The sequence below is a fragment of the Phytohabitans rumicis genome (assembly GCF_011764445.1).
Lineage (GTDB): Bacteria > Actinomycetota > Actinomycetes > Mycobacteriales > Micromonosporaceae > Phytohabitans > Phytohabitans rumicis.
Map to the genome: position 1 here is coordinate 8616529 of NZ_BLPG01000001.1, position 25062 is coordinate 8641590.

Below are 25062 nucleotides of genomic sequence, written 5' to 3' on the forward strand. Positions count from 1 at the left end.
GCGGTGTTGACGCCGTTCTGCAGGATCAGCGCGAACCCGAGGCCGGCGCCCAGCGTGCCCAGCGTCGCCAGCAGCGGCGGCACCTTCAGGTACGCCACGACGAGGCCGTTGATCGTGCCGATGAGCAGCCCGGCCAGCAGCGCCCCCGCGAGCGCGACCAGCATGTACCAGCCCTTGGTCTGGTCCGCGGCCACGTCCGCCGCGGTGGTGCCGTCGCCGGTGTTGATGAGCTGCAGCGCGTGCACGGCGAACACCTCGCCGAGCACGATGCCGCTCGGGATGGACAGGTCCACGCCGGCGGTGATCACGACGAACGTGGTGCCGACGCTGACCACGGTCAGGATGGCCACGTTCTGCGCGAGCTGCACGAAGTTGCTGCGCTGGGTGAACGTGTCCGGCGCCATGATGGAGAACGCCGCGATGATCAGCAACAGGACGCCGAAGGTGACCATCGTGGGGTTGCGCACCAGCGCCCAGACGAAGGAGACCCGCGGGGTCACCGGCTCCTGCGTGTCGGGCTCGGTGGGCTTGGTTTGCGCGGTCATTTCCCCACCTCGTTCGCGTACGCGCCGGAAATCGCCGCGATGAGCCGGTCGACGTCGGCCTCGCCGCGCTGGAACCGGGCCACCCGCGCGCCCAGCCGTAGCACCTCGATCCGGTCGGCGACCTGCAGCACCTGCGGCAGGTTGTGCGAGATGAACACGACCGCGATGCCCCGGTCCCGGATCCGCTCGACCAGCTCCAGCACCTTCGCGGTCTGGATGACGCCGAGCGCCGCGGTCGGCTCGTCCATCAGGATCACCTTGGTGGCCCACATCGCCGCGCGGGCGATCGCCACCGACTGCTTCTGCCCGCCGGAGAACGCCGCCACCGGCGCCCGCATGTCCTGCACCAGGCCCACACCGAGGTCCTTGAACGCGGTCGCGGTGCGCCGGCGCATCTCCGGGTGGTTGTGCAGGAACCCGAACCGGCGTACCTCGCGGCCGAGGAACACGTTGGCGGCCGCGTCCAGGTCCGGCGCCAGCGCCAGGTCCTGGTACACCGTCTCGATGCCCCGCCGCTTGGCGTCGTGCGGGTCGGCGAGGCGCACCGGCTGGCCGTCGACGCGTACCTCGCCCTCGTCCGGGCCGAAGACGCCGGCCAGGATCTTGGTCAGCGTGGACTTGCCCGCGCCGTTGTCGCCGACCAGCGCGGTGACCTCACCGGGGAACGCCTCGAACGAGGCGTGCCGCAGCGCCCGTACGTGGCCGAAGGTCTTGACCACGCCGTACGCGCCCAAGACTGGCTCTGTCATGCCGTTGCCACCTCCCGCCATGGCCGGCCGTGGCCCTCGATCGCCGCGTTCAGCGCGGCCATCCGGTCCACCGCCGTGGTACGCAGGAACCGCCGCCGCTCGTCGCCGGTGAGGTTCACCGCCTCGCCCCAGAACGCGCGGCCCGCGATGTACCCGGTGGCGCCCGCGTCCATGGCGGTGAGCACCCGCTGGACGAACTCCTCGTACGCCACGCCCGCGGACAGCAGCGCCCACGGCACGGCGCCGCAGACCTTGCTGACCTCAGCACAGCCCTGCGCGTCGCCGGGCCACTCCAGCTTCAGCAGGTCCGGGCCCAGCTCGGCGAGCAGCTCGGCGGAGCGGATCACCAGCCGGTGCTTCTGCGCCGGGTCGTCGCCGGGCAGCAGGGTCACCAGCGGCTCGATCACGGACGGCATGCCGGCCCTCCGGCAGTCGGCGATGACCGCGCGCACCGCGTCCAGGGCCTCCCGGGCCAGGTCCGGCTCATCCGCGCCGGCCGGCCGGTCCGGGCGCCAGCGGACCAGGAACTTCAGCGCGACGCCGCCGTTCTCCGCGACGAAGTCCGGACCCCGTTCGGCGGACGAGTACTCGGTGCGCTGCTCGCCGTTCCAGGTCGGCTGCGGCGAGCGCTCGCTGGAGATGAGCAGGCCGGCCCGCTCGTCGAGGGCGGCGGCCGCGCGGACCGGCCCGACGCCGTACTCGACATCGGTGAGCACCCCGGACGCGAACGGCGACAGCGCGCCGATCACGTCCACCTTGAAGTCGCTCAGGTCCTGGTCGGCGGACGGCTGACCGGCCTTGTCGAGCATCTTCCGCAGCGTGCCGCGCTGGTCCATGGCGAGGATGGCGAACGTCCCCGCCTCGTTGGCGATCTGATCAAGGGTGGTGGGCATTGCGGGTTACCTTTCCTGGGGCTGGGTGTTGAGGGGGGTGCCGGCCGCCGCGGCGGCCAAAAGCGCGGCGCCGTAGGCGCCCGGTTCGGTGATGGTGGTCGTGCGCATCCGCGGGTACTGCCGCCGCTTGGCCGCCAGCAGCGCCGGGTTGCGCAGCCAGCCGCCGGCGGCGACCACATCGCGGTACGACCCGGCCAGCGCGTCGATCCGCTCAAGGAGCCGCTCGGCGGAGGCGACGAGGTCCTCGACCGCGGTACGCCAGAGCACGCCCGGCGTGACCCCGTCGCTGATCCCGGCGAGCCCGAACTGCCCGTCGCGCGGGTCGACGAGGCGCAGCGTGGGGTGCGCCGTGGCGGCCAGGGCCTGCTCGCCCAGCGCGTCCCGGTCGGCGGGGGTGCCGGCGCCGATCATGGTGGCGATCCGGCCGAGGGTGAGCCCGGTCGGCAGCCCGGCGAGGATGCACAGGTGGCCGGCCACCACGCCCCAGCCGACCGTCATCCCGCGCCGGGCCAGCCCGTCGATCTCCACCGGGTCCAGCGGCGGGCGGATCGTGCGGACCAGCGCCTCCGCCGTACCGAGGGAGTCGAAAAGGGCCCCGTCGGTGGCGGCGCCGACGCCGTACGCCGCCACCTGGTGGTCGTGGCCCGCGACGGTCAGCACCGCGCCACGCAGGACCGGGGGAGCGTCGTCCCCGCCGACCCGGCCCGCCGGCGTACCGGCCACGACCAGGTCGGACAGCAGCGGCGGCCAGTCCAGCAGTGCGGTGGCGGCGTCCCACGGCCGGGTGCTGGCGAGGTCGAGCAGGCCGGTGCGGCTGGCCAGGGACAGCTCGGCGACCGGCTGGCCGCCGAGCCGCCGTACGACCCACTCGGCGACGGAGTAGAAGCGCGTCGCGTCCTTGGTGTCCGGGTTGTTGCGGCGCAGCCACAGCAGCTTGCCCAGGGACGGCATCGGGGTGACCGGCAGCCCTGTCGTCGTCCGGAACGTCGTGTCGCCCAGTTCCTTGCTGATCGTGTCCAGGTCGCCGCGCGGGTCGTGCCAGGCGATCGCGGGGGCGAGCGGCCGGTCCTGCCCGTCGACGAGGACGCCGGTCTCGGCCATGCCGGTGACGCCGATGCCGAGCACGGTCGGCTCCTCGGCGGCTGCCGTCGCCGCCTCGGCGGCCACCGTGCGGGCGAGGTCGGCGAGCGCGGCCGGGTCGACCTCCGTACGGCCGGCCTCGCGCCGCCACGGGGTGGGCCGCTCGGCCTCGCCGCGGACGACCCCGCCCAGGTCAACGGCGATCGCCTTGACCCGGCTGGTGCCCATGTCGACGCCGACCAGGAGCGCGGATGTCATCGTAGTCATGGACGAATCTCGTTGATGTGACCGGTGCCACGTCGCGTCCGGCGTGCTTCCGTAGCCCAGCCCGCGCACCCGGCGCTTGGCTGCTTCCCCTGCAATACAGCGATTTCTGGGAGCGCTACCGCCCGCCTGTGGCGATGCTCGTGAGTCCCCATGACGCGCACGCAGCCTCCTGATGCCAGTGGTCACCCCTATGACATCGATGTCATGACTGGGACGCTATTTCCCGCGCCCACGATTCGTCAAGAACCCGAAACCTCTCCGTTACACACGGGTCTCCCGTTACCCCGCCCGCCACGCGCCCCCTACTCGGCGGTCAGCACGTCGGCCACGCGCTAGATCGTCGGCCTACCAAGGCGGGGGAGAGGCCGTTAGGCTCGTCGGCGATGTGGGGTAAGCGGGGATTCGGCGCGGTGCTGGCGGGCACAGTTCTGGCGAGCGGGGCGGTTGTCGGGGTGAGCGGACCGGCGGTGGCGGCGCCGGAGTTCGTGGCGTGCCCGGCCACCCAGCCGTCGCCCGTGCCGTCCCGGCCGCCCAAACCGTCGCCGCCGGCCCTGCCGCCCGAGCAGGCCGTGATCGGCGGCGAAGGGCTCGCCACCGCCGGGCTGACCGTCCCGGCCGGCGCGCCCACCCCGCCGAGCCTGACGGCCTCCTCGTGGATCGTCGCCGACCTGGACACCGGCCAGGTGCTCGGCGCCTGCGGCCCGCACGAGTACGCCACCCCGGCCAGCGTGCAGAAGATGCTGCTGGCCGCCACGATGATGCCGAAGCTGGACCCGAAGCAGGTCGTCATGGTGACCCGGCAGGATCTCGCCATCGAGCCGGGCAGTTCGGCGGTCGGGCTGCTGCTGGGCGGCAAGTACACGGTCGAGACGCTGTGGATGGGCCTGCTCTTCGACTCGGGCAACGACGCCGCCAACGCGCTCGCCCGCACCGGCGGCGGGTCGGGCGGGCAGGCCGCCGGCGTCGCCGCCATGAACGCCGAAGCCCGCCGGCTCGGTGCCCTGCAAACCCACGCGGTCACCCCGTCCGGGCTGGACGGGCCGGGCCAGTTCACGAGCGCGTACGACCTGGCGCTGATCGCGCGCGCCTGCTTCGCCCGCGCCGACTTCCGCAAGTACGTGGCCACCAAGACCGCGAAGATCCCGGCCCAGCCGCCGAAGGACCCGCGCGGCTTCCAGATCCAGAACGACAACGCGCTGCTCAAGACGTACCCGGGGGCGTTGGGCGGGAAGAGCGGATTCACCACGCTGGCCCGGCACTCGTTCGTGGGCGCGGCCAAGCGCGGCGACCGCACCCTGGTGGCCGCCGTGCTGGGCGCCGAGGCCCGCCCGCTGCGCGCCTCGGCGCAGACCGCGAAGCTGCTCGACTGGGGGTTCGCGCTCCCGGCCGAGGCCACGGTCGGCCGCCTCGTCGACCCGGGCGAGGTCGACCCGACGCCGGCGCCGGCCGAGCCCCGCGCCGGCCAGGACGCGCCCGCCGGGGCGTCCGCCAGCACGGGCGTGCCGGGGTCGTCGCCGACCGCCGCGGTCGGGTTGGCGGTCGCCGTGGCGGCCGTGCTGCTCGTGCTGCTGGTGATGGTCACCCGCCGCCGGGCCGTCGTCCGGGCCCGCCGCGCCGCGCTGGAACGCCGCCGCGCCCTACGCGACCCGACCGCGCCGCTGGTCGCCCGGGACGGCGGCCGTCCACTGCGGACCGACGGCGCTCGCGCACCGCGCCGGGCCGATCCGCGGTCGCCCGGCCACCGGGACGCCTCGCGGTCGCCCGGTCGCCCGTGGGACCGCCCGCCGCCCGCCGGCCGGCGGGATGCCCCGCCGCCGGACGGTTACCGCGGCGGCTCCCGCTACCGCGACGACAGGCCCTAACGGCTCACCGCCTTCTTATAGCGCTGCACCGCGAGCGGCACGAAGATCGCCAACAGCACGACGACCCAGGCGAACGACGTCACCACCGGATGCCGCAGCGGCCACGCGTCCGGCGGCGGCATCGCCGGGCTGGTGTTGCCGAAGAGCTCCCGGGCGGCCTGGGTGACCGCGGAGACCGGGTTCCACTCGGCGAAGACCTTCAGCGGGCCGGGCAGGTTGTCCGTGCCGACGAAGGTGTTGGCGATGAACGTCAGCGGGAACACGAAGATGAAGCTCGCGTTGTTGAACACCTCGGGGCTGCGCACCGAGAGCCCGATCACCGCCATCGCCCACGAGAACGCGTACGCGAACAGCAGCAGGAGCGCGAACCCGCCGAGCGCCTCCAGCGGGGACGAGTGGATGCGCCAGCCCACGAGCAGCCCGGTGATCGACATGATGATGATGACGATGACGTTGTTGACCAGGTCGCTGGTCGTACGCCCCACGAGCACGGCCGAGCGGGCCATCGGGAGCGAGCGGAACCGGTCGACGATCCCTTTCTGGATGTCGTCGGCCAGACCGCTGCCGGTGATGGTCGCCCCGAAGAGCATGGTCTGCGTGAAGATGCCGGCCATCAGGTACTCGCGGTAGGAGACCCCGGGGATCTCGATCGCGCTGCCGAAGACGTACGCGAACAGCAGCACGAACATGATCGGCGAGGCGGTCGAGAACACCAGCAGGTCGGGCACCCGCTTGATCTTGATGAGGTTGCGCCGGGCCACCACCAGGCCGTCGCGCACCCATTTTGTGGCCGGCGAGGTCGTCGCCCGGGTGCTGACCGTCGCGCTGGTCATCGCTTTACCACCTCCGTCTCCTCCTCGGCCGCGTGGCCGGTCAGCGTCATGAACACGTCGTCGAGGCTGGGCCGGCGCAGGCCCACGTCCAGCACCTTGACGGCCTCGGCGTCCAGCAGCCGCAGGCTCTCCATCAGGGCCACCGAACCGCCGGTCACCGGCACCGTCACCCTCCGGGTCTGCTCGTCGACCGCGATGTCGCCGGACGCGAGCGGGGCCAGCACCGTCCGGGTGCTGTCCAGGTCGGCCCGCGTCTGGACGGTCAGCTCCAGCCGCTCGCCGCCCACCTGCTCCTTCAGCTCGTCGGACGTGCCCAGCGCGATCACCTTGCCGTGGTCGATGACCGCGATCTTGTCGGCCAGCCGGTCGGCCTCCTCCAGGTACTGCGTCGTCAGCAGCAGCGTGCTGCCCGCCGCGACCAGCTCGGCGATCACGCCCCACATGCCTATCCGGCTGCGCGGGTCGAGGCCCGTGGTGGGCTCGTCGAGGAAGAGCACCGGCGGCTTGGCGACCAGCGCCCCGGCCAGGTCGAGCCGGCGCCGCATGCCCCCGGAGTAGCCCTTGACCGTCCGGTCACCGGCCTCCACCAGGTCGAACCGCTCCAGCAGCTCGCGCGCCCGCTCCCGGCTGGCCTTGGCGGTGAACCCGTACAGCCGGCCGACCATGTCCAGGTTTTCAAAGCCGGTGAGGTATTCGTCGACCGCCGCGTACTGCCCCGAGAGGCCGATCACCTCCCGCAGCCGGCGGGCCTCGGTCACCACGTCGAGCCCGGCGACCCGCGCCGTGCCGCCGTCGGCCTTCAGCAACGTGGTGAAGACGCGCACCGCCGTGGTCTTGCCGGCGCCGTTGGGCCCGAGCAGGCCCATTACCGTTCCTTCGGGGACCGCGAGGTCCAGCCCGTCCAGGGCGACCACCGTCCCGTACCGCTTGACGAGGCCCTGCGCTTCGATGGCGTAGTCCATGGAGCGTCATGCTGCCCGATACCCCGACAACTTTCCGCCCCGAGCTCGCAGCGGCCCAGCTCACAACGTGGGAAATCGCCGCAGAGCCGGACGGACGGGGCCGGTAGCCTGGCGCCATGCAGATCGGCATTGTCGGAGCCACCGGCCAGGTAGGCGGCGTGATGCGCCGTGTGCTGGCCGAGCGCCAGTTTCCCGTCGACCGCCTCCGGCTCTTCGCGTCGGCCCGCTCGGCCGGCCGCGCGCTGCCCTGGCGGGACACCCAGGTGACCGTGGAGGACGCGGCCACGGCCGACTACAGCGGCCTGGACATCGTGCTCTTCTCGGCGGGCAAGGGCACGGCCAAAGAGCTGGCTCCGCGGGTCGCCGCCGCGGGGGCGGTGGTGATCGACAACTCGTCCGCATGGCGGATGGACCCTGACGTACCCCTGGTGGTGTCGGAGGTCAACCCCGACGCCGCCGCGCGGCGGCCCAAGGGCATCATCGCCAATCCGAACTGCACGACGATGGCCGCGATGCCGGTGCTGCGCCCGCTGCACGCGGAGGCCGGGCTGCTCGGCATGGTGGTGTCCACCTACCAGGCGGTGTCCGGCAGCGGCCTGGTCGGCGTGGCCGAGCTCGACGAGCAGGTGCGCAAGATGGCGGACCGGGCCGCCGAGCTGGCGTTCGACGGCGCGGCGGTGCAGCACCCCGAGCCGCGGGTGTACGCCGGGCCGATCGCGTTCAACGTGCTGCCGCTCGCCGGGTCGATCGTCGACGACGGGTCGGACGAGACCGACGAGGAGCAGAAGCTGCGCAACGAGAGCCGCAAGATCCTGGGCATTCCCGACCTGAAGGTGGCCGGCACGTGCGTGCGGGTGCCGGTGTTCACCGGCCACTCACTGCAGGTGAACGCCCGGTTCGCGGCCCCGCTGAGCCCGGCGCGGGCGCGGGAGCTGCTGGCCGGTGCGCCCGGCGTGGTGCTGAGCGACGTGCCCACGCCGCTGCAGGCCGCCGGGCAGGACCCGACGTTCGTCGGCCGGATCCGCGCCGACGAGACGGTCGAGTACGGGCTGTCGTTCTTCTGCTCCAGCGACAACCTGCGCAAGGGCGCCGCGCTCAACGCCGTACAGATCGCGGAGCTTATATCCGCCTAACGGTGGCGCCCCCGCCCCGCGCGTCGATCAAGGATTTCCGCGTCGATCAAGGGCAAACGGTCGTGGATCCGAGATCAAAGCACGGCCGTTTGCCCTTGATCGCGGGAGAAACCCTTGATCGACGCGCAACGGGCTGGGGTCGCGGGGGTCAGGGGACCACGGGGCGCCAGGACAAGGGGGTGGAGAGGACCATCGTGCTCGACGGCTGGCCGTACGGGGCCAGGCGGTCGATGACCTCCTCGAACTCCTCCATCGCGCCGGTGGCGACCTTGAGGATGCAGCAGGCGTCGCCGGTGACCCGGTGGATCTCCAGTACCTCGGGCCACTGGGCCACCCTGGGATCACGCAAGACGCATCGCGCCCCGTAACAGGACATCCGGATCACGGCGACCACGTGCCGGCCGGCCTTGGCCAGGTCGACGTGGGCGTGGTAGCCGGTCACGATGCCAGCCTGCTCCAGCCGCCGCACCCGTTCCGCGACGGCCGGCGGGGACAGGTGTACGCGCCGGGACAGCTCGCTGTACGACAGCCGGGCGTCCCGCTGCAGCTCCCGGAGCAGCGCCCAGTCCATGTCGTCCACGGCGACCTTCCGTTCGTTAAGTCGACCGGCCCAAGTGCCCACGACCGGCTGCCAATCAGCCTAAACGACCGTTGATCTCGCATTCCGCGATCGCCCGTCACGGAGCGACGATGAAGGCGTGACCGGCCCGAAGCTCGATTTTCCCGACCAGGTCCCGTACGACGCCTATGTGCACGCCACCACGCTGCACTCGCTCCAGCAGCCGCTGAGCAAGGACCCGGGCGAGATGTCCTTCCTCATGATCAGCCAGGTGATGGAGCTGTACTTCGGCCTGGCCCGGTTCGAGCTGGGCGAGGTGCAGCGGGCGCTGCGCGACGACGACGTGTGGGGCGCGGTGCCGCCGCTGCGGCGTACCGCCCTGCACCTGGAGGGGCTGAACGCGGCCTGGCGGAGCCTGCGCTGGATGACCCCGGGCGACTTCAACCGCTTCCGCAGCGCGCTCGGCGAGGCGTCCGGCTTCCAGTCCGCGATGTACCGCCACCTGGAGTTCCTGCTCGGCCTGAAGAGCGAGCCGGTGATCCGGCCCTTCCACCGGCTGGCCGAGGTGCACGCCGAGTTGGTCGAGGCGCTGCACGCCCCGAGCGTCTGGGACGACGTGATCGCGCTGCTGGCCCGCCGCGGCTTCGAGGTCTCGGTGGACACCGACCTCACAAAGGAGCACGAACCCGACCCCGGAGTCGAAGCCGCCTGGGTGGAGATCTACCGGGACGACCGGCCGGACAGCGCGCTGCACGCCCTCGGCGAGGCCCTCACCGATGTGGCCGAGCAGTTCGGCGACTGGCGCTACAAGCATCTCGTCGCGGTCCAGCGCACGATGGGCGCGAAGCCCGGCAGCGGCGGCTCGGCCGGTGCCACGTGGCTGACCCGCAGCATGGCGCGCGTGGTCTTCCCCGAGCTGTGGTCGGCGCGGACGGCGATGTGAGATGACGTCCCCGGAGGAGGGTGCCCGCCAGCGGGACGCGGCCGACCCGGGCCACCGCGACCTCTTCCACATCCCGCCGGCCGAGGGCGGCGACTACGCCGAGACCGCGTACCTGGCCGGCAACTCGCTCGGGCTCCAACCGCGACAGACCACAGTGGAGCTCGCCCGGGACCTGGACGCCTGGGCCACCCTCGGCGTCGAGGGCCACCTGGACGCCGACCGCCCGTGGCTGCCGTACCACGAGCTGCTGCGGGATCCGGCCGCCCGGCTCGTCGGCGCGCTGCCCAGCGAGACCGTGGTGATGAACTCCCTCACCGTCAACCTGCACCTGCTGATGGTGTCGTTCTACCGCCCGCGCGGGGAGCGCACGCACATCCTCGTGGAGGACACCACCTTCCCGTCCGACAGCTACGCGGTCCGCAGCCAGGCCCGCTTCCACGGCCTCGACCCCGACACGGCCGTCATCCGGACCGCCGACGTCCGCAAAACCATTCAGGAGTACGGCGACCGGATCGCGCTCGTGCTGCTCGGCGGTGTCGACTACCTCACCGGCGAGCTGCGGGACATCGCCGGCATCACCGCCGCCGGGCAGGCCGCCGGGGCGGTTGTCGGCTGGGACATGGCACACGCGGTGGGCAACGTGCCGCTGCGGCTGCACGAGTGGAATGTGGACTTCGCGGCCTGGTGCTCGTACAAGTACCTGAACGGCGGGCCGGGCGCGGTCGCCGGCGCGTTCGTCCACGAGCGACACACGGGCGGCGACCTGCCGCGCTTCGAGGGCTGGTGGAGCACCGAGCCGGCCACCCGCTTCGAGATGGCGCCGGTGGCCCGCCCGCCGGACACCGCCGACGCCTGGCAGCTGTCCAACCCGCCGATCCTGGCGATGAGCCCGGTGCGCACCTCGCTGGAGATCTTCGACACGGTGGGCATGGCGGCCCTGCGCGAGCGCAGCGTACGGCTGACCGGATACCTGCACGGGCTGCTGGACGCGCTGCCGCTGACCGTGGTGACGCCGCGCGACCCGGAGCGGCGCGGCAGCCAGCTGTCGCTGCGGGTCGCTGACGCCGCCGGGCTCACCAAGGTGCTGCGCCACCGGTACGGCGTCATCGCCGACGCCCGCGAGCCGGACGTCGTACGGCTGGCGCCGGTCCCGCTCTACTCGACGTACCACGATTGCTGGCGGGCGGCCGACGCCCTCGCCCGGGAGGTGGACGGATGACCGACGTCGCCGTGGTCGGCGCCGGGCTGGCCGGCAGCCTGCTGGCCTGCTTCCTGGGCCGGCGCGGACACGAGGTGACCGTCTACGAGCGACGGTCGGATCCGCGTGCCGGCCGGGCCGAGCGGGGGCGCTCCATCAACCTGGCCCTGTCCGAGCGCGGCCTGGACGCGCTGCGCCGGGTCGGGCTCGACGGCGACGTGATGGCCGCGGCCCTGCCGATGCGCGGCCGGATGATCCACCCGATCGATGGGCACCTGGACTTCCAGCCGTACAGTGTGGACGGTCGTCGGGCCATCAACTCGATCAGCCGCGGGGCGCTCAACAACGCGCTGCTCGACGCGGCCGCCGCCACACCCGGCGTGCGCCTCGTCTTCGAGCACCGGCTCGTCGGGCTCGACCCGCTGGTATTCGAGACGCCGCAGGGCAAGGTCGAGGCCGCCGCCGACGTCGTCCTCGGCGCCGACGGGGCCGGCAGCGCGGTCCGCGGCCAGCTGCTCGGGTACGGGATGCTGGACGAGTCGCTGGACTTCCTGGACCACGGGTACAAGGAGCTGACGATCCCCCCGTTGGGCAACGACTTCGCGCTCGACCCTGGCGCCCTGCACATCTGGCCGCGCGGCACCTCCATGATGATCGCGCTGCCCAACCCGGACCGGTCGTTCACCTGCACGCTCTTCTGGCCCAACGGCGGCACTGCCAGCTTCGCGTCGCTGAGCAGCCCGGCGGCGATCGAGCGGCACTTCAGCGTCCACTACCCGGATGTGCTCCCGCTGATGCCCAACCTGGTCGACGACTACCAGCACAACCCGGTCGGCAAGCTCGGCACCGTCCGGTGTGGACCATGGCAGGTGGACGGTCGGCTGGCGCTGATCGGCGACGCCGCGCACGCCATCGTCCCGTTCTACGGCCAGGGCGCGAACTGCGCGTTCGAGGACTGCGTCGAGCTGGACCGCTGCCTGGCCGAGACCGGCGACGAGTGGGCGGACGCGCTGCCGCTGTTCGAGGCCCGCCGCCGGGAGAACGTGGAGGCGATCGCCCAGATGGCGCTGGCCAACTTCGTGGAGATGCGGGACAAGGTGGCCTCCCCGCTCTTCCAGCTCGGCAAGAAGGTCGAGCACGCCCTGGAGCGCGCCCTGCCCGGCCGGTACGTCTCCCGCTACGAGCTGGTCTCGTTCACCACCACGCCGTACGCGGAGGTGCGCCGCCGGGTGCGCCGCCAGCACCAGGTGCTCGGCGCGGCCGTGGCGCTCGCCGCGGGTGCGGCCGCCGCCGCGCTGGGGAGGTCGGCATGGCGCTGAGGCACTTCGTCGGCGGGGAGTTCGTCGAGTCGGGCAAGACGTTCCCGACGTACAGCCCGGTGACCGGGGACCTCGTCACCGACGTGTGCGAGGCCGACCGGTCCACGGTGGACGCCGCGGTCGCCGCCGGCCGGGCCGCCCTCGCCGGCCCGTGGGGGCGCACCACCGAGCGGGACCGGGCGGCCGTGCTGCGCCGGGTCGCCGACGAGCTGGAGCGGCGCTTCGACGACCTGGTGGCCGCCGAGGTGGCCGACACCGGCAAGCCGGTCGCCCAGGCCCGCACGCTCGACGTGCCACGCGGCGCCGCCAACTTCCGGGCCTTCGCCGACATCGCGTCGAGCGCGCCGACCGAGTCGTTCGCCTCCGCCGGCGTGCTGAACTACGCGGTCCGCAAGCCGGTGGGCGTGGTGGCCGTCATCGTGCCGTGGAACCTGCCGCTGCTGCTGCTCACCTGGAAGGTGGCGCCGGCGCTGGCGTGCGGGAACGCCGTCGTCGTCAAGCCGTCCGAGGAGACGCCCTCCTCGGCGTCGCTGCTCGCCGAGGCGATGGCCGCGGCCGGCGTACCCGATGGGGTTTTCAATCTGGTGCACGGGTTCGGCCCGGACTCGGCCGGCGAGTTCCTGACCCGGCACTCAGGGATCGACGCCATCACGTTCACCGGCGAGTCGGCCACCGGAGCCGCCATCATGCGGGCGGCGGCGGACGGGGTGAAGGCGGTCTCGTTCGAGCTGGGCGGCAAGAACGCCGGCCTGGTCTTCGCGGACGCCGACCTGACCGCGGCGGTGGACGGCTGCGCCCGGTCCAGCTTCTTCAACGGCGGCCAGGTCTGCCTGTGCACCGAGCGCCTCTACGTGCAGCGCCCGGTGTACGACGAGTTCGTGTCCCGCCTCGCCGAACGGGCCGGCGCGCTGGCGTACGGCTGGCCGCAGGACGAGGGCGTCACCACGATGCCGATGATCTCGCGGCAGCACCGGGAGAAGGTGCTCTCCCACTACGCGCTGGCCCGCGCCGAGGGCGCCACGGTGGTGACCGGCGGCGGCGTGCCGTCGTTCGGGGACGCCCGGGACGGCGGCGCGTACGTCCAGCCGACCGTCCTCACCGGACTCCCGCCGGACGCCCGCACCAACCGGGAGGAGATCTTCGGCCCGGTCTGCCACGTCGCACCGTTCGACACCGAGGAGGAGGCGTACGCGCTCGCCAACGGCAGCGAGTACGGGCTCGCGGCGACGGTCTGGACGCGGGACGTCGGGCGCGCGCACCGCGCCGGGGCCGCGCTGGAGGCCGGGCTGGTCTGGGTCAACACCTGGTTCCTGCGCGACCTGCGCACGCCGTTCGGCGGGATGAAGGCGTCCGGCGTGGGGCGCGAGGGCGGCGTGCACTCGCTGGCGTTCTACTCCGAGCTGACCAACGTCTGTGTGGACCTGTCATGATCTTGGATGACAAAGCCAAGCCCCGCGGCCGCTTCCCGCACGTGAAGGTCGCCGGCGGGTTCGCGTTCGTCTCCGGCACGTCGAGCCGGCGCCCGGACAACACGATCGCCGGCGCCACTGTGGACGAACTCGGCACGACCACGTTGGACATCCGGGTGCAGACCCGGGCGGTCATCGAGAACGTCCGGGACATCCTGCGGGCCGTCGGCGCCAACCTGGAGGACCTGACCCAGCTGACCACCTACCTGGTCAACATGAACGACTTCGGCGGCTACAACGAGGTGTACGCCGAGTACTTCGACGAGAGCGGCCCGGCGCGTACCACCGTCGCCGTGCACCAACTCCCGCACCCGCACCTGCTGATCGAGATGCAGGCCGTCGCACTTCTACCGTAGGGGGTTTCGCCATGTCCGACGTCGCGCAGCCGGTGAGCTTCCCGGACTGGCTCAAGGACAACCAGCACCTGCTCAAGCCGCCGGTGGGCAACAAGCAGATGTTTCCCACCGGGGCGGACTTCATCGTGATGGTCGTCGGCGGGCCCAACCAGCGCACCGACTTCCACGTCGACCCGTACGAGGAGTTCTTCTACCAGATCAAGGGCAACATGCACCTGAACGTGATGACGCCGGACGGGCCGGACACCGTCCACATCAAGGAGGGCGACATGTGGGTGCTGCCCGGCAACATGCCGCACTCGCCGCAGCGCCCCGAGGTCGGCTCGGTCGGGCTGGTCGTCGAGCGGGTCCGCGAGGAGGGCACGCTGGAGAAGTTCCAGTGGTACTGCGCGGAGTGCGGCAACGTCGTCCACGAGGTGGAGCTCCAGGTGCGGGACATCGTGCAGGACCTGCCGCCGGTGTTCGGCGCGTTCTACGCCGACGAGCAGGCCCGCACCTGCGACAAGTGCGGCACGCTGCACCCCGGTAAGGGATGAACAGAGTCGTCGACGTGCACACGCACGTCGTACCCAAGGGCTGGCCGGATCTGAGCGTTGAGGCGGGCGGCACCGGCTGGCCCTGGCTGCGCCTCGACTCCGAGCGCGAAGCCATGATCATGGTGGGCGAGACCGAGTTCCGGCCGATCGGCGCGAACTGCTGGGACCCGCCCACCCGGCTGTCCGACATGGACGACGACGGCGTCGACGTCCAGGTGGTCTCGCCCACCCCGGTCTTCTTCTCATACGAGCGCCCGGCCGCCCAGGCCATCAAGGTCGCGCGCATCTTCAACGACCTGACGCTGGAGTGCGCCACGGCGGGCGGGCCGCGCCTGGTGCCGTTCTGCCAGGTGCCGCTGCAGGACCCGGACGCGGCCTGCGCGGAGCTGGACCGGTGCCTGGCCGCCGGGCACGCGGGCGTCGAGATCGGCAACCACGTCGGCGACCGCGACCTGGACGACCCGGGGATCGTGGCGTTCCTGCGGCACTGCGCCGAGGTGGGCGCGCCCGTCTTCGTGCACCCGTGGGACATGCCGGACGGGCCACGGCTGGACCGGTGGATGGCCCGCTGGTTGACCGGCATGCCCGCGGAGACCCACCTGTCCGTGCTCGCGATGATCCTCGGCGGCGTCTTCGACGAGGTGCCCGAGACGCTGCGGCTGTGTTTCGCGCACGGCGGCGGGAGCTTCCCGTTCTGGCTGGGGCGGGCCGACAACGCCTGGCACCGCCGCGGCGACGTGGTCCGCGGCGGCTCCGCCTTCCCGCCCAGCCACTACATCGGACGGTTCTGCGTGGACACCGTCGTGTTCGACCCGGCGGCCCTGCGGCTGCTGGTGTCGGTCGTGGGGGAGGACCACGTGCTGCTGGGCAGCGACTACCCGTACCCGCTGGGCGAGCGGCCGGCCGGCCAGGTCATCCGCAAGGCGGACTTCCTGACCGACGCCCAGCGCGAGAAGCTGCTGTCCGGCAACGCGCACCGCTTCCTGGGGCTCACCGGTCCGACGCCGCCAGCGTGACGCCCGCCTTGCCCGGCAGGGTGAGCACGACGCGGGACTCCCCGCTGACCGGGTTCAGCAGCACCACGTCGGTCATCTCGTCGTCGCACCGGGTCAGCACGATCCCGTCGGTGGGCAGGTAGCCGATCAGCTGCCACTCGCCGGCCTGCTCGGGCACCTCGTGCCGGGCGATCATGTCGGTGGTGCCCAGGTCGTACTCCAGCAGCGCGGTCAGGTCCGGGCTGAACAGTCCGATGAGGACGGTGTTGCCGGGTCCGGCCACGACGGTGTGTCGCTGCCCGTCGGGCTCCACAGCGGACTCCTTGTCGCCCGCCGCGAGCTGGATCTCGGCCTTGGCTCCGGTCGCCGGGTCGTACCGGGTCAGCAGCAGCTGCTTGCCGGTCGTGAACGGGTCCGCCGTGTAGAGCACCTCGCCGCTGGGCAGCACCGCGTCGGCGAACCCGAACGGCACGTCCGACGTGCGCTGCTCGCCGGTGCGGGTGTCGAGGCGCAGATACCACTTCTGGCGCGGCTCTGTGCCGTCGGTCAGCAGTAGCCACCGGCTGTCCGTCGACCACACCACGCCGCCCATGCCGCCCGTCACCGTCCAGACTGTGTCGCCGGTCAGGTCGCGGACCAGATACTTGTCCGGCGACAGGCCGTAGCCCAGCCACCGGCCGTCCGGGGACAGCTTTCCCGGGTTGGGCAGCGCGTACCGGCTCCCGTCGTCGGTGACGAGCCAGCTGCCGCAGGTGGCGTCGTCCACACAGGTGCTGTAGGCGAACGCGCCCCGGCCGACGGCGCCCGTCGCGGGCAGGGGCCGCGGCGGTGCGTCCGGCTCCGGCCATGCGGCCACGGGCGCCGGCGGTGGCGCGCTTGCCCCCAGGGCCGCGACCACGCCGCCGCCGAGCGAGACCGCGAGCACCGCGGCGGCTGCCATCAGCACGGTACGCCGGCGGCGGCGCCGTCCGGTCGCGGCGACCACGGCGTCGTAGCTGGCGTACGAGCCGGCTTCGGTCGACAGGTCGTCGAGGGCCTGCGACAGACGGTTGGTGGTCACGGGGTCACCTCCGGTGCGAAGTCGGCGAGCAGTTCCGGCGCGAGCGCGCGCAGCCGGTTGAGGGCGGCATGGGTCTGGGACTTCACGGTGCCGGTCGAGCAGCCCATGAGTTCGGCGGTCTGCGCCTCGGTCAGATCCTCGAAGAACCGCAGGACGATCACGGCGCGCTGCCGCGGCGGCAACGCGGCCAATGCCCGGCGCAGCCCTATCCGTCGTACCGCTGACTCGGCCTCGTCGCTCGGACCTGACGGCGGGCCGGCGGCGAGCACCTCGTCGGCGGCCGGGCCGCTGACCTCGAGGTAGCGGCGCCGGCGCCACCGCGAGGTGCGCTCGTTGACCATGACGCGGCGGACGTAGCCCTCCGGGTTGCCGCCGGCGAGGACCCGGCGCCAGTGCGCGGCCGTCTTGGTGAGCGCCTGCTGCAGCAGATCCTCGGCGTGTTGGTGGTCGCCGGTCAGCAGGTACGCGGTGCGGGACAGCGAGGGGCCCCGGGTGAGCACGAACTCGCGCAGCCCTTCGTACCGATCCATGCGCTGTTAAACGCGGGATGCCCCGGGAAGGTTGGCTGGCTTCCCTTGGGGGCGATGACTACTACGAAATGTAGTAATACTCTGCTGGCGTGGCCACGCATAACGATCTTGCGCACCGAGTCGGGGGCATCGTGCACGCGGAGCGGGAACGGCTGGCGCGCCGCCGACCCGACCTGGACGCGGAGGACCTGGCGGCGGTGGAGGAAACCCTCTGGCGGATAGCCGACTACCTGGTCCTCCGGCACCTGCACCACGTGAGCGCGGATCCCATCGCCGTCGCGCGCCTGTGGGATCTCGGTCGGGGTTTGTGAACGTTTCCTGCTGCTCCGGCGACAGGAAACGTTCACAAACCCGCGAGTCGGGGGTGCGACTAGGCGCCCGGGGCCGTGTAGTCGACTTTCTGGTGGGTTGCGGCGTCCACCTCCTCAGGAGTGAGCAGGACTACGGTCTTGGTGGTGGCGCCGCCGGCGGCGCCCACCGTGAAGGCCACCGCCGCGGCGGCCTTGTTGTCCGGCAGGTCGCAGATCACGAAGGCGTCGTCGTCGCCGAAGGCGAAGTAGAACGTATCCATGTGGCCGCCGACGCTCTCGGCCGTCTTGCGAACGGCGTCGGCGCGGCTGCTGCCACCGTTCTTGAGCACCCCGCGGAGCCCGTCGAGGGTGTAGCTCGCCTTGATCAGAAATTTGGGCATGGGATCACCGTCCTTGAGTAGGCGGTGCCGGACCGCTACAGGACGGGTGTGGGCCCGGCGGTCTCGGAGCGCGTGCGCGATCCACCCTCCAGCCTCACCCCGGCGCGGTCAGGCCCGCAAGGGTTTGGCGTCGATCAAGGGTTTTGGCGTCGATCAAGGGCGAATGGTCGTGGTTTGGAGATCAATCCACGGCCGTTTGCCCTTGATCGACGGGGTCGGGGTCGGGGTCGGTGGGCGCGGGGGCGGGGTGGGTGCGGCGGGCGACCACGACCGTGACCGCGACCAGGAGGGCCAGCAGGGCGGCGACCAGGGGAGCGGGGCGGGGGTCAGCGGGGCCACCAGGACCAGGACGGCGGTCAGCGGGTACGCGACGGTGCTCGGGCCGCGCTGGTGCGGCCACACGTGCAGCAGCCAGACGCTCACCAGGTACACCGTGACCGGTACCGCGACCGCGTAGCCGGTGGCGACCGAGCCCAGGTGGGACACGTGGATCTCGTGGTCGACGGCGACCGCGAGGCCGGCGCCGACCGCGGCCGCGGACGCGAAGATCAGGTAGTGGCCGTACCCCCAGAGGATGCCGGCCCGGAACGAGGTCAGCAGATCGTGGGCGGGCCGATCGAAGTAGAGCCACCACATCGCGAACACGACGACGATGCCGGCGCAGGCGAGCGTCAACAGCCCGGCGTCGCCGAGGTCCGCGTCCACGGCGGACTGGACGGCGATGCTCGCGGCCAGGATCGACTCGCCGAGCACGATGATGGTGAACAGGCCGTACCGCTCGGCGATGTGGTGCGGGTGCCAGGTGGTCTTCTGGAGCCGTTCGGCCCAGATGGGCACGGCGAGGTCGGCGAGGACGAGCAGCACGAAGCTGACCGTCAGCAGGCTGTCCGGCAGGTGGAGCCGCAGCACCCAGCCGAGCTGCACCACCGTAATGCCGCCGGCGTACCGCAGCGCGGCCGACCGGCGCTCCGGGTCGGACCGGGCGACCCGCAGCCACTGCACCACCATGGCCAGCCGCATCAGCACGTAGCCGTACGTGATGACGGTGAAGTCGGCGTCCTTGAACGCGCGCGGAACGCCGGCGGCCAGCACCAGCGCGCCGGCGATCTGCACCAGCGTGGTGAGCCGGTAGATGTCGTCGTCGGTGTCGTACGCGGACGCGAACCAGGTGAAGTTCATCCACGCCCACCAGATCGCGAAGAACACCATCAGGTAGCTGGGCACCGCGTGCCCGATGTGGTCTGCGGTGACGTCGTGGTGCAGCGCACCGGCCGCCTGCGCGACGGCGACCACGAAGCACAGGTCGAAGAAGAGCTCCAGCGGCGTGGCCACGCGGTGCGGCTGGTCGGGGTGGCGGGCCACCATCGGCCGGTACCAGGGCCGGCGGGTCGGTACGGGACGCGTCACGCCGCCACCCTAAGGCGTCGCCCGGCCACCCCAAAGCGGAACCGGGCCGGCGCGCGCCGATCAAGGACTTTCGCGTCGATCAAGGGCATATGGTCGCGGATCGGAGATCAAACCACGGCCATTCGCCCTTGATCGACGCCAAAAAAAGGGCACGGGAGCGCGGCAAGGGGGCGGGAGGGCTAGGCGGCGGCGTCCTCGACCTGGGCCAAGGTGTCCAGGTCTAGGCGCAGCGCGCGGGCCAGCGCCACCACGGTGAAGAACGCCGGTGTCGCGATCGCCCCGCGCTCGATCTTGCGGAGGGTGTCGAGGCTGATCCCGGCGGCGAGGGCCACCTCGGCCGCGCTGCGCCGCCCGCGGGCACGCTGCAGGGCGAGGCCGAGCGCGCGGCCGCGCCGGCGTTCCGCCTCCGTCAACGGGGTCCTGACCATGGTCAGATAATAGTCCTGGTATTAAAATACTCGCCATGCCGATGGTTTTGACGGCGCCGTAGTGACCTGGTAAACATCCGATGTATGCGGAATGGCGAGTTCGACGGCCTCGCGGCCATCGTGACCGGCGGCGCGTCCGGGATCGGGCTCGCCACGGCGGCGCTGCTCGCCGCCCGGGGCGCCCGGGTGGCCTGCCTCGATCTTGAGCCGGACGGCCTGCCCGAGCCGCTGCTGGGCTTCGCGGCGGACGTGCGCGACGACGCGTCGGTGCGGGCCGCCGTCGCCGCCGCGGTGGACGCGCTGGGCGGCCTCGACGTGCTGGTGAACAACGCCGGCATCGGCGCGCGGGGCACGGTCGAGACCAACCCGGACGACGAGTGGCTGCGGGTGCTCGACGTCAACGTGGTCGGCATGGTCCGCACCACCCGGGCCGCGCTGCCGCGCCTGCGCGCGTCCCGGCACGCCGCCGTCGTCAACACCTGCTCGATCGCGGCCACGGCCGGGCTGCCGCAGCGCGCGCTCTACAGCGCCAGCAAGGGCGCCGTGCAGTCGCTGACCCTCGCCATGGCCGCCGACCACGTCCGCGAGGGCATCCGGGTCAACTGCGTCAACCCGGCCACTGTGGACACTCCCTGGGTGCGGCGCCTGCTGGAGGCCGCGCCCGACCCGGCCGCCGAACTGGCCGCGCTGGAGGCCCGCCAGCCCACCGGGCGGCTGGTCAGCGCGGACGAGGTGGCGGCCGCCATCGCGTACCTCGCCAGCCCGCTCGCCGGCGCCACCACCGGCGCGGTGCTCGCCGTCGACGGCGGCATGCAGGGCCTGCGGATGCGCACCCCCTAAAAACATCGGAGGACCGGCATGGAGCGTATCGCGCTGCACACCCGGCTCAAGCCGGGCAAGGAGATCGAGTACGAGGAGGTGCACTCCACCATTCCAGCGGAGTTGGACGCCGCCCTGCGCGCCGCGGGCGTACACGCCTGGCGGATCTGGCGGGACGGCCGGGACCTCTTCCACCTCGTCGACGTCGAGGACTACCGGGCCATGCGGGCGGCGCTGCGCGACCACCCGGCGAACGTACCGTGGCAGGCGCGGATGGCGGAGCTGCTGGAGGTCGAGGACGACTACTCCGGCAACGACTCCGGGCTGCGCCTGGTGTGGCAGCTGCCATGACCGTCGACGCCCACCACCACCTGTGGCGGATCGGCGAGGGCTACGCGTGGCTCGAAGCACCCGCGCTCGCCCCGATCCGGCGCACCTTCGGCCCCGCGGACCTCGACGCCGCGCTCGACGGGTCCGATGTGGACCGCACCGTCCTGGTGGAGGGCGGTCGGGAGGACACCGGTGAGGCGGCCGTGCTGCTGGCGTACGCGGAACAGACGCCGCGGATCGCGGGCGTGGTGGCGTGGGCGGACCCGGCCGACCCGGCGCTGGCCGACACCCTCGCCGGCTACCGCGCGCTGCCGGGCGGGTCGCACCTGGTCGGCGTCCGGTCTCAGGTGCAGGGCGAGGCCGATCCCGGGTACCTCGACCGGCCCGATGTGCGCCGCGGCCTGCGTACCGTGGCGGCCGCTGGACTGCCGTTCGACCTGGTGTTGCGCGCGGACCAGATCCCGGCGGCGGCCCGGCTGGCGGGCGATCTGCCGCAGGTCCGGTTCGTGCTGGACCACCTGGGCAAGCCACAGATCAGTAGGAAGCACAGTCGGGAGCGCGGCCTGGACGGCTGGGCGGGCGCGCTGGCCGCCCTCGCCGCCCACCCGAACGTCACGGCGAAGCTGTCCGGGCTGGTCACCGAGGCGGACTGGACCACGTGGACGGTCGAGGATCTGCGCCCGTACGTCGAGACCGCGGTCGAGCTGTTCGGTCCGGACCGGCTGATGTACGGCTCGGACTGGCCGGTGTGCCTGCTCGCCGCGACGTACCCCCGGGTGCGGGCTGCCCTGGACGCGGCGCTGCCCGCGTTGACGCGGGCCGAGCGGGCGGCGGTGTACGGCGACACGGCGATCCGGACGTACGATCTGGCTCCGTACCTCGTCGAACAAGGAGGCTGAGGTGGCGGTCACCGACGAGGCGATCGAGAAGATCAAGGGCATGATCGTGGCCGGCGACCTGCGGCCCGGCGACCGCCTGCCCCGCGAGGCCGACCTCGCCGAACGCCTCGGCCTGTCCCGCAACTCCCTGCGCGAGGCGGTCAAGGCGCTGTCCCTGATCCGCGTCCTCGACGTGCGCCAGGGCGACGGCACGTACGTCACCAGCCTCGCCCCCGGCCTGCTGCTGGACGCGCTGAGCTTCGTGGTCGACTTCCACCGCGACGACACCGTGCTGGAGTTCTTCGAGGTACGCCGCATCCTGGAGCCGGGCGCCGCGGCGCTCGCCGCGCAGCGGATGACCGAGGCGGACATCGCGGAGCTGCGCGTCCTCATGGACGAACTGGGCGAGGCCCCCACCGTCGACGCGCTGGTGGCCAACGACCTGGAGTTCCACCGCCGGATCGCGGCGGGGGCCGGCAACGGCGTGCTCTGCTCCCTGATCGACAGCCTCTCCGGGCCGACCACCCGGGCCCGCATCTGGCGCGGCCTCACCCAGGAGGGCGCGGTGGCCAAGACCCGCGAGCAGCACGCGGCGATCCTCGAGGCCATCGCGGCGCGCCAGCCCGAGCTGGCCCGGTCCTGGGCCACGGTGCACGTGGCCGGCGTCGAAGACTGGCTCCGCCGCGCCCTTTGACTTCGCGCGCACTCGAAGTCGTAGCGTCACTCTCATGAATACCGTGACCTTGGGAAACACCGGCGAGCGGGTCAGCCAGCTCGCCCTCGGCGCGATGCTGATGGGCACGCTCACCGACGAGGAGTCGTCGTTCGAGATCCTCGACCGGTACGCGGGCGCGGGCGGCAACTTCATCGACACCGCCAACTGCTACGCGTGGTGGACCCGGCCGGGCGACCAGGGCGGCGAGAGCGAGGAGCTGCTCGGCCGCTGGTTTGCCCGGACCGGCAAGCGGGACGACGTCTTCCTCGCCACCAAGGGCAGCGCGTGGGTGCACGACCCCGACGAGGTGCGCGGCAAGTCCTGGGACCTGATCGCCCGCAACTTCGAGGGCGCCGGCGGCGACACGCTGCGCCGGGCCATCGACGACAGCCTGCGGCGGCTCGGCACCGACCACGTCGACCTGTACTACGTCCACGTCGACGACCGGTCCACGCCGCTGGAGGAGACGCTCGGTGCGCTGGGCGACATCGTCAAGGCCGGCAAGGCGCGCTACATCGGCTGGTCCAATGTGCGCACGTGGCGCCTGGAGCGGATCCGCCAGCTCGCCGACCGGTACGGCCTGCCGGCGCCGGTGGCCCTCCAGCAGCAGCACAGCTACCTGCGCCGCCGGGCGGGGCTGCAGCACGCGTCCATCGTGGACGACGAGCAGATGGACTTCCTGCGGGCCAACCCCGAGCTGACGCTGGTCGCGTACTCGCCGATCCTCAAGGGCGTCTACGACGACCCGGAGAAGCGGCGCGGCCACGGCATCATGGAGCCGTACGAGGGGCCGGACGCCGAGGCGCGCATCGCGGTGCTGACCGAGGTGGCCGCCGAGGTCGGCGTCACCCCCAACCAGCTCGTCATCGCCTGGCTGCTGCACCAGGACGACCCGACGATGGTCACGCTCATCGGCCCCCGGACCGTCGAGCAGTACGCCGCCGCGCTGCCGGCGCTCGACGTCAAGCTGAGCGCCGAGCAGCTGCGGCGGTTGGCCGAGGCCGGAGCCTAACTACAGGTCCCGCCGTTGAGGGTGAAGGTGGTGGGCGGCGGCTGCGTGCCGCCGGGCGTACCCAGGAAGCCGAACGTCACGGACGCACCCGGCGCTATCGTGCCGTTCCAGTTGGCGTTTCGGGCGGTGACGGCCGCGCCGTTCTGGGTCACCGTGGCGTTCCAGGCGCTGCCCACCTTCTGCGGACCCGGGTACGTCCAGCCGAGCGTCCAGCCGTTGATCGGGGCGGTGCTGGTGTTGGTGACCGTGACGTTGGCCAGGAAGCCGGTGCCCCAGGTCTGCGTGGTGTAGCTGACCGTGCACTTCACCACCCGGGCGAACGACAGCTTGTGCAGCTGGCCGGGCAGGTCGTTGACCAGGTACAGCTCGCCGTTGGAGTCGACGCCGAGGCTGGTCGGCTGGACGGTGTCCAGCTCCGCGATGCGGGCGCTCTCGTGGGTGCCGTCGGCCTTCTGGCGGACCGCCCACACGGCGGCCGAGCAGTAGTCGGTGTGCACGTAGGTGCCCGCCGCCAGGCTGGCGAACTGCGAACCCCGGTACACGTAGCCGCCGATCACCGCGCACCCGTCGAACGAGGTGCGGGTGGTGTGCACCGGGTCGACGTACGTCGCGCCGGCCACGCACCGGTCCGCGTTGAACACCGCGAGCCCTTCGCGGCAGGACCAGCCGAGGTTGGCGCCGCCCTGGTTCGCGGCCAGGTGGTTGACCTCCTCGGTGGTGCCCTGGCCGACGTCGGCGATCCACAGTGAACCGCCCGCCGGGTCGAACGAGAACCGCCACGGGTTGCGCAGGCCGTACGTCCAGATCTCCGCGCGGGCGCCGGCCTGGCCGACGAACGGGTTGTCCTCGGGTACGCAGTAGTTGCGCCCGTCGCAGGAACGGCTCACGTCCAGCCGCACGATCTTGCCGAGCAGCGTGGCCAGGCTCTGTCCGCTGGCCAGCGGGTCGTTCGCCGAGCCGCCGTCGCCGAGGCTCCAGTACAGGTAGCCGTCGCTGCCGAAGGCCACCTGCCCGCCGTTGTGGTTGCCGAACTGGCTGTGCGGCTGGGTGAGGATGACCTGCTCGCTGGCGGCGTCGCCGAGGCGGACGCGGGAGAGGGTGAGCGTGCCGTCGGGCAGGGCGGTGTAGGCGACGTACACCGTCTGGGTATTGCCGAAGTCGGCGGCCACGGCGACGCCGAGCAGGCCGCGCTCGTTGCCGGAGACGTCGACGCGCGCGGAGATGTCGAGGACCGGCGTGCTGGCCAGGCCGCTGGCCGGGTCGTACACCCGGATGGTCCCGGGCTTTTCGGTTATGAGCAGGCGGCCGTTGTCGATGCCGGCGATGGCCGTCGGGCGCTGGAGGCCGAAGGCCACCTGCGTCGTGGTCATCGTGAGCTGATCGAGGGGTACGACGTCGGCGTGGGCCGGCCCGGTGGGGGTCAGCAGCGCACCGACGACGACCACCGTGACGGCCGCGGCCGCCCATCGACGTCGCAACATATTCACTCCCAT

At 72.2% G+C, this 25062-nt stretch carries 26 protein-coding genes and 2 pseudogenes; 15 read left to right on the top strand and 13 right to left on the bottom strand.

Annotated elements, in window-relative coordinates:
- Positions 1-14: 14 nt before the first annotated feature.
- From Prum_RS55440 to Prum_RS39075, 4 genes and pseudogenes are all read right to left on the bottom strand, one after another.
- Positions 15-545 (bottom strand): annotated as a pseudogene (locus Prum_RS55440) (ABC transporter permease subunit); the annotation flags it as partial.
- Complete coding sequence (locus Prum_RS39065) at positions 542-1294, bottom strand: ATP-binding cassette domain-containing protein (RefSeq protein WP_173081858.1); 753 nt, start codon at positions 1292-1294, stop codon at positions 542-544. The gene Prum_RS39065 and the pseudogene Prum_RS55440, both read right to left, overlap by 4 nt.
- Complete coding sequence (locus Prum_RS39070; protein ID WP_173081860.1) at positions 1291-2187, bottom strand: hypothetical protein; 897 nt, start codon at positions 2185-2187, stop codon at positions 1291-1293. Before Prum_RS39070 ends, Prum_RS39065 begins: the two co-directional genes overlap by 4 nt.
- Positions 2188-2193: 6 nt before the next feature.
- On the bottom strand, positions 2194-3534 hold the full coding sequence (locus Prum_RS39075; RefSeq protein ID WP_173081862.1) for an FGGY-family carbohydrate kinase: 1341 nt from the start codon (positions 3532-3534) through the stop codon (positions 2194-2196).
- Positions 3535-3917: 383 nt separating this feature from the next.
- On the opposite strand from Prum_RS39075, the pseudogene Prum_RS39080 reads away from it, so the two are divergent.
- Positions 3918-5126 (top strand): annotated as a pseudogene (locus Prum_RS39080) (D-alanyl-D-alanine carboxypeptidase family protein); the annotation flags it as partial.
- 266 nt (positions 5127-5392) lie between these two features.
- Here the strand turns inward: Prum_RS39080 and Prum_RS39085 are convergent.
- Together Prum_RS39085 and Prum_RS39090 are read right to left on the bottom strand one after the other, a co-directional pair.
- Positions 5393-6229: an ABC transporter permease gene (locus Prum_RS39085; RefSeq protein WP_173081866.1), complete on the bottom strand. Its 837-nt coding sequence runs from the start codon at positions 6227-6229 to the stop codon at positions 5393-5395.
- Positions 6226-7191 (bottom strand): ATP-binding cassette domain-containing protein, encoded by a 966-nt coding sequence (locus tag Prum_RS39090; protein ID WP_173081868.1) that lies wholly within the window; start codon positions 7189-7191, stop codon positions 6226-6228. The genes Prum_RS39085 and Prum_RS39090 overlap by 4 nt, the downstream gene beginning before the upstream one ends.
- Before the next feature lie 116 nt (positions 7192-7307).
- On the opposite strand from Prum_RS39090, the gene Prum_RS39095 reads away from it, so the two are divergent.
- Positions 7308-8324 (top strand): aspartate-semialdehyde dehydrogenase, encoded by a 1017-nt coding sequence (locus Prum_RS39095; RefSeq protein ID WP_173081876.1) that lies wholly within the window; start codon positions 7308-7310, stop codon positions 8322-8324.
- 148 nt (positions 8325-8472) lie between these two features.
- Here Prum_RS39095 and Prum_RS39100 read toward each other — a convergent pair whose 3' ends face one another.
- Positions 8473-8904, bottom strand: a complete 432-nt coding sequence (locus Prum_RS39100; protein WP_173081878.1) for an Lrp/AsnC family transcriptional regulator — start codon at positions 8902-8904, stop codon at positions 8473-8475.
- Positions 8905-9022: 118 nt separating this feature from the next.
- Between Prum_RS39100 and Prum_RS39105 the strand changes: the two genes are divergently transcribed.
- The 7 genes from Prum_RS39105 to Prum_RS39135 are packed head-to-tail and all read left to right on the top strand — an operon-like array spanning position 9023 to position 15720.
- Positions 9023-9826 (top strand): tryptophan 2,3-dioxygenase, encoded by an 804-nt coding sequence (locus Prum_RS39105; protein ID WP_173081880.1) that lies wholly within the window; start codon positions 9023-9025, stop codon positions 9824-9826.
- Position 9827: 1 nt separating this feature from the next.
- The gene (gene kynU, locus Prum_RS39110; RefSeq protein WP_173081882.1) at positions 9828-11045 is read left to right on the top strand and encodes a kynureninase; all 1218 of its coding nucleotides are present in this window, start codon (positions 9828-9830) and stop codon (positions 11043-11045) included.
- Positions 11042-12343: an FAD-dependent oxidoreductase gene (locus Prum_RS39115; RefSeq protein ID WP_173081884.1), complete on the top strand. Its 1302-nt coding sequence runs from the start codon at positions 11042-11044 to the stop codon at positions 12341-12343. Before kynU ends, Prum_RS39115 begins: the two co-directional genes overlap by 4 nt.
- Positions 12334-13773 (top strand): 2-hydroxymuconic semialdehyde dehydrogenase, encoded by a 1440-nt coding sequence (locus tag Prum_RS39120; protein WP_173081886.1) that lies wholly within the window; start codon positions 12334-12336, stop codon positions 13771-13773. Before Prum_RS39115 ends, Prum_RS39120 begins: the two co-directional genes overlap by 10 nt.
- Positions 13770-14168 carry a RidA family protein gene (locus Prum_RS39125; protein WP_173081888.1) on the top strand — a complete coding sequence of 133 codons (399 nt, stop codon included), beginning with the start codon at positions 13770-13772 and terminating at the stop codon, positions 14166-14168. The genes Prum_RS39120 and Prum_RS39125 overlap by 4 nt, the downstream gene beginning before the upstream one ends.
- Before the next feature lie 11 nt (positions 14169-14179).
- Positions 14180-14704, top strand: a complete 525-nt coding sequence (locus Prum_RS39130) for a 3-hydroxyanthranilate 3,4-dioxygenase (protein WP_173081890.1) — start codon at positions 14180-14182, stop codon at positions 14702-14704.
- The gene (locus Prum_RS39135) at positions 14701-15720 is read left to right on the top strand and encodes an amidohydrolase family protein (protein ID WP_173081892.1); all 1020 of its coding nucleotides are present in this window, start codon (positions 14701-14703) and stop codon (positions 15718-15720) included. The genes Prum_RS39130 and Prum_RS39135 overlap by 4 nt, the downstream gene beginning before the upstream one ends.
- Here the strand turns inward: Prum_RS39135 and Prum_RS39140 are convergent.
- Together Prum_RS39140 and Prum_RS39145 are read right to left on the bottom strand one after the other, a co-directional pair.
- Positions 15695-16759 carry a TolB-like translocation protein gene (locus Prum_RS39140; protein ID WP_173081894.1) on the bottom strand — a complete coding sequence of 355 codons (1065 nt, stop codon included), beginning with the start codon at positions 16757-16759 and terminating at the stop codon, positions 15695-15697. The two genes, Prum_RS39135 and Prum_RS39140, sit on opposite strands and share 26 nt — an antisense overlap.
- Positions 16756-17289, bottom strand: coding sequence for a SigE family RNA polymerase sigma factor (locus Prum_RS39145; protein ID WP_173081896.1), 534 nt, complete (start codon positions 17287-17289; stop codon positions 16756-16758). The genes Prum_RS39140 and Prum_RS39145 overlap by 4 nt, the downstream gene beginning before the upstream one ends.
- 89 nt (positions 17290-17378) lie before the next feature.
- Between Prum_RS39145 and Prum_RS39150 the strand changes: the two genes are divergently transcribed.
- On the top strand, positions 17379-17600 hold the full coding sequence (locus tag Prum_RS39150; protein ID WP_173081898.1) for a hypothetical protein: 222 nt from the start codon (positions 17379-17381) through the stop codon (positions 17598-17600).
- Between the two features lie 59 nt (positions 17601-17659).
- On the opposite strand, the gene Prum_RS39155 is transcribed toward Prum_RS39150, so the two are convergent.
- From Prum_RS39155 to Prum_RS39165, 3 genes are all read right to left on the bottom strand, one after another.
- Positions 17660-17980 carry a GYD domain-containing protein gene (locus tag Prum_RS39155; RefSeq protein ID WP_173081900.1) on the bottom strand — a complete coding sequence of 107 codons (321 nt, stop codon included), beginning with the start codon at positions 17978-17980 and terminating at the stop codon, positions 17660-17662.
- 153 nt (positions 17981-18133) lie between these two features.
- Positions 18134-19387 (bottom strand): low temperature requirement protein A, encoded by a 1254-nt coding sequence (locus Prum_RS39160; protein ID WP_246278399.1) that lies wholly within the window; start codon positions 19385-19387, stop codon positions 18134-18136.
- 179 nt (positions 19388-19566) lie between these two features.
- Positions 19567-19815 carry a helix-turn-helix domain-containing protein gene (locus tag Prum_RS39165; RefSeq protein WP_173081902.1) on the bottom strand — a complete coding sequence of 83 codons (249 nt, stop codon included), beginning with the start codon at positions 19813-19815 and terminating at the stop codon, positions 19567-19569.
- An 84-nt stretch (positions 19816-19899) separates the two neighbouring features.
- Between Prum_RS39165 and Prum_RS39170 the strand changes: the two genes are divergently transcribed.
- The 5 genes from Prum_RS39170 to Prum_RS39190 are packed head-to-tail and all read left to right on the top strand — an operon-like array spanning position 19900 to position 23569.
- Positions 19900-20655 carry an SDR family NAD(P)-dependent oxidoreductase gene (locus Prum_RS39170; RefSeq protein ID WP_173081904.1) on the top strand — a complete coding sequence of 252 codons (756 nt, stop codon included), beginning with the start codon at positions 19900-19902 and terminating at the stop codon, positions 20653-20655.
- An 18-nt stretch (positions 20656-20673) separates the two neighbouring features.
- On the top strand, positions 20674-20985 hold the full coding sequence (locus Prum_RS39175) for an L-rhamnose mutarotase (RefSeq protein WP_173081906.1): 312 nt from the start codon (positions 20674-20676) through the stop codon (positions 20983-20985).
- Positions 20982-21863, top strand: a complete 882-nt coding sequence (locus tag Prum_RS39180; RefSeq protein WP_173081908.1) for an amidohydrolase family protein — start codon at positions 20982-20984, stop codon at positions 21861-21863. Before Prum_RS39175 ends, Prum_RS39180 begins: the two co-directional genes overlap by 4 nt.
- 1 nt (position 21864) lies before the next feature.
- A complete protein-coding gene (locus Prum_RS39185) occupies positions 21865-22536 on the top strand; it encodes a FadR/GntR family transcriptional regulator (RefSeq protein WP_173081910.1) in 672 nt (223 codons plus the stop codon).
- Between the two features lie 34 nt (positions 22537-22570).
- On the top strand, positions 22571-23569 hold the full coding sequence (locus Prum_RS39190; protein ID WP_173081912.1) for an aldo/keto reductase: 999 nt from the start codon (positions 22571-22573) through the stop codon (positions 23567-23569).
- Here the strand turns inward: Prum_RS39190 and Prum_RS39195 are convergent.
- The gene (locus Prum_RS39195) at positions 23566-25050 is read right to left on the bottom strand and encodes a PQQ-dependent sugar dehydrogenase (RefSeq protein WP_173081914.1); all 1485 of its coding nucleotides are present in this window, start codon (positions 25048-25050) and stop codon (positions 23566-23568) included. The genes Prum_RS39190 and Prum_RS39195 overlap by 4 nt on opposite strands.
- Between the last annotated feature and the right edge of the window lie 12 nt (positions 25051-25062).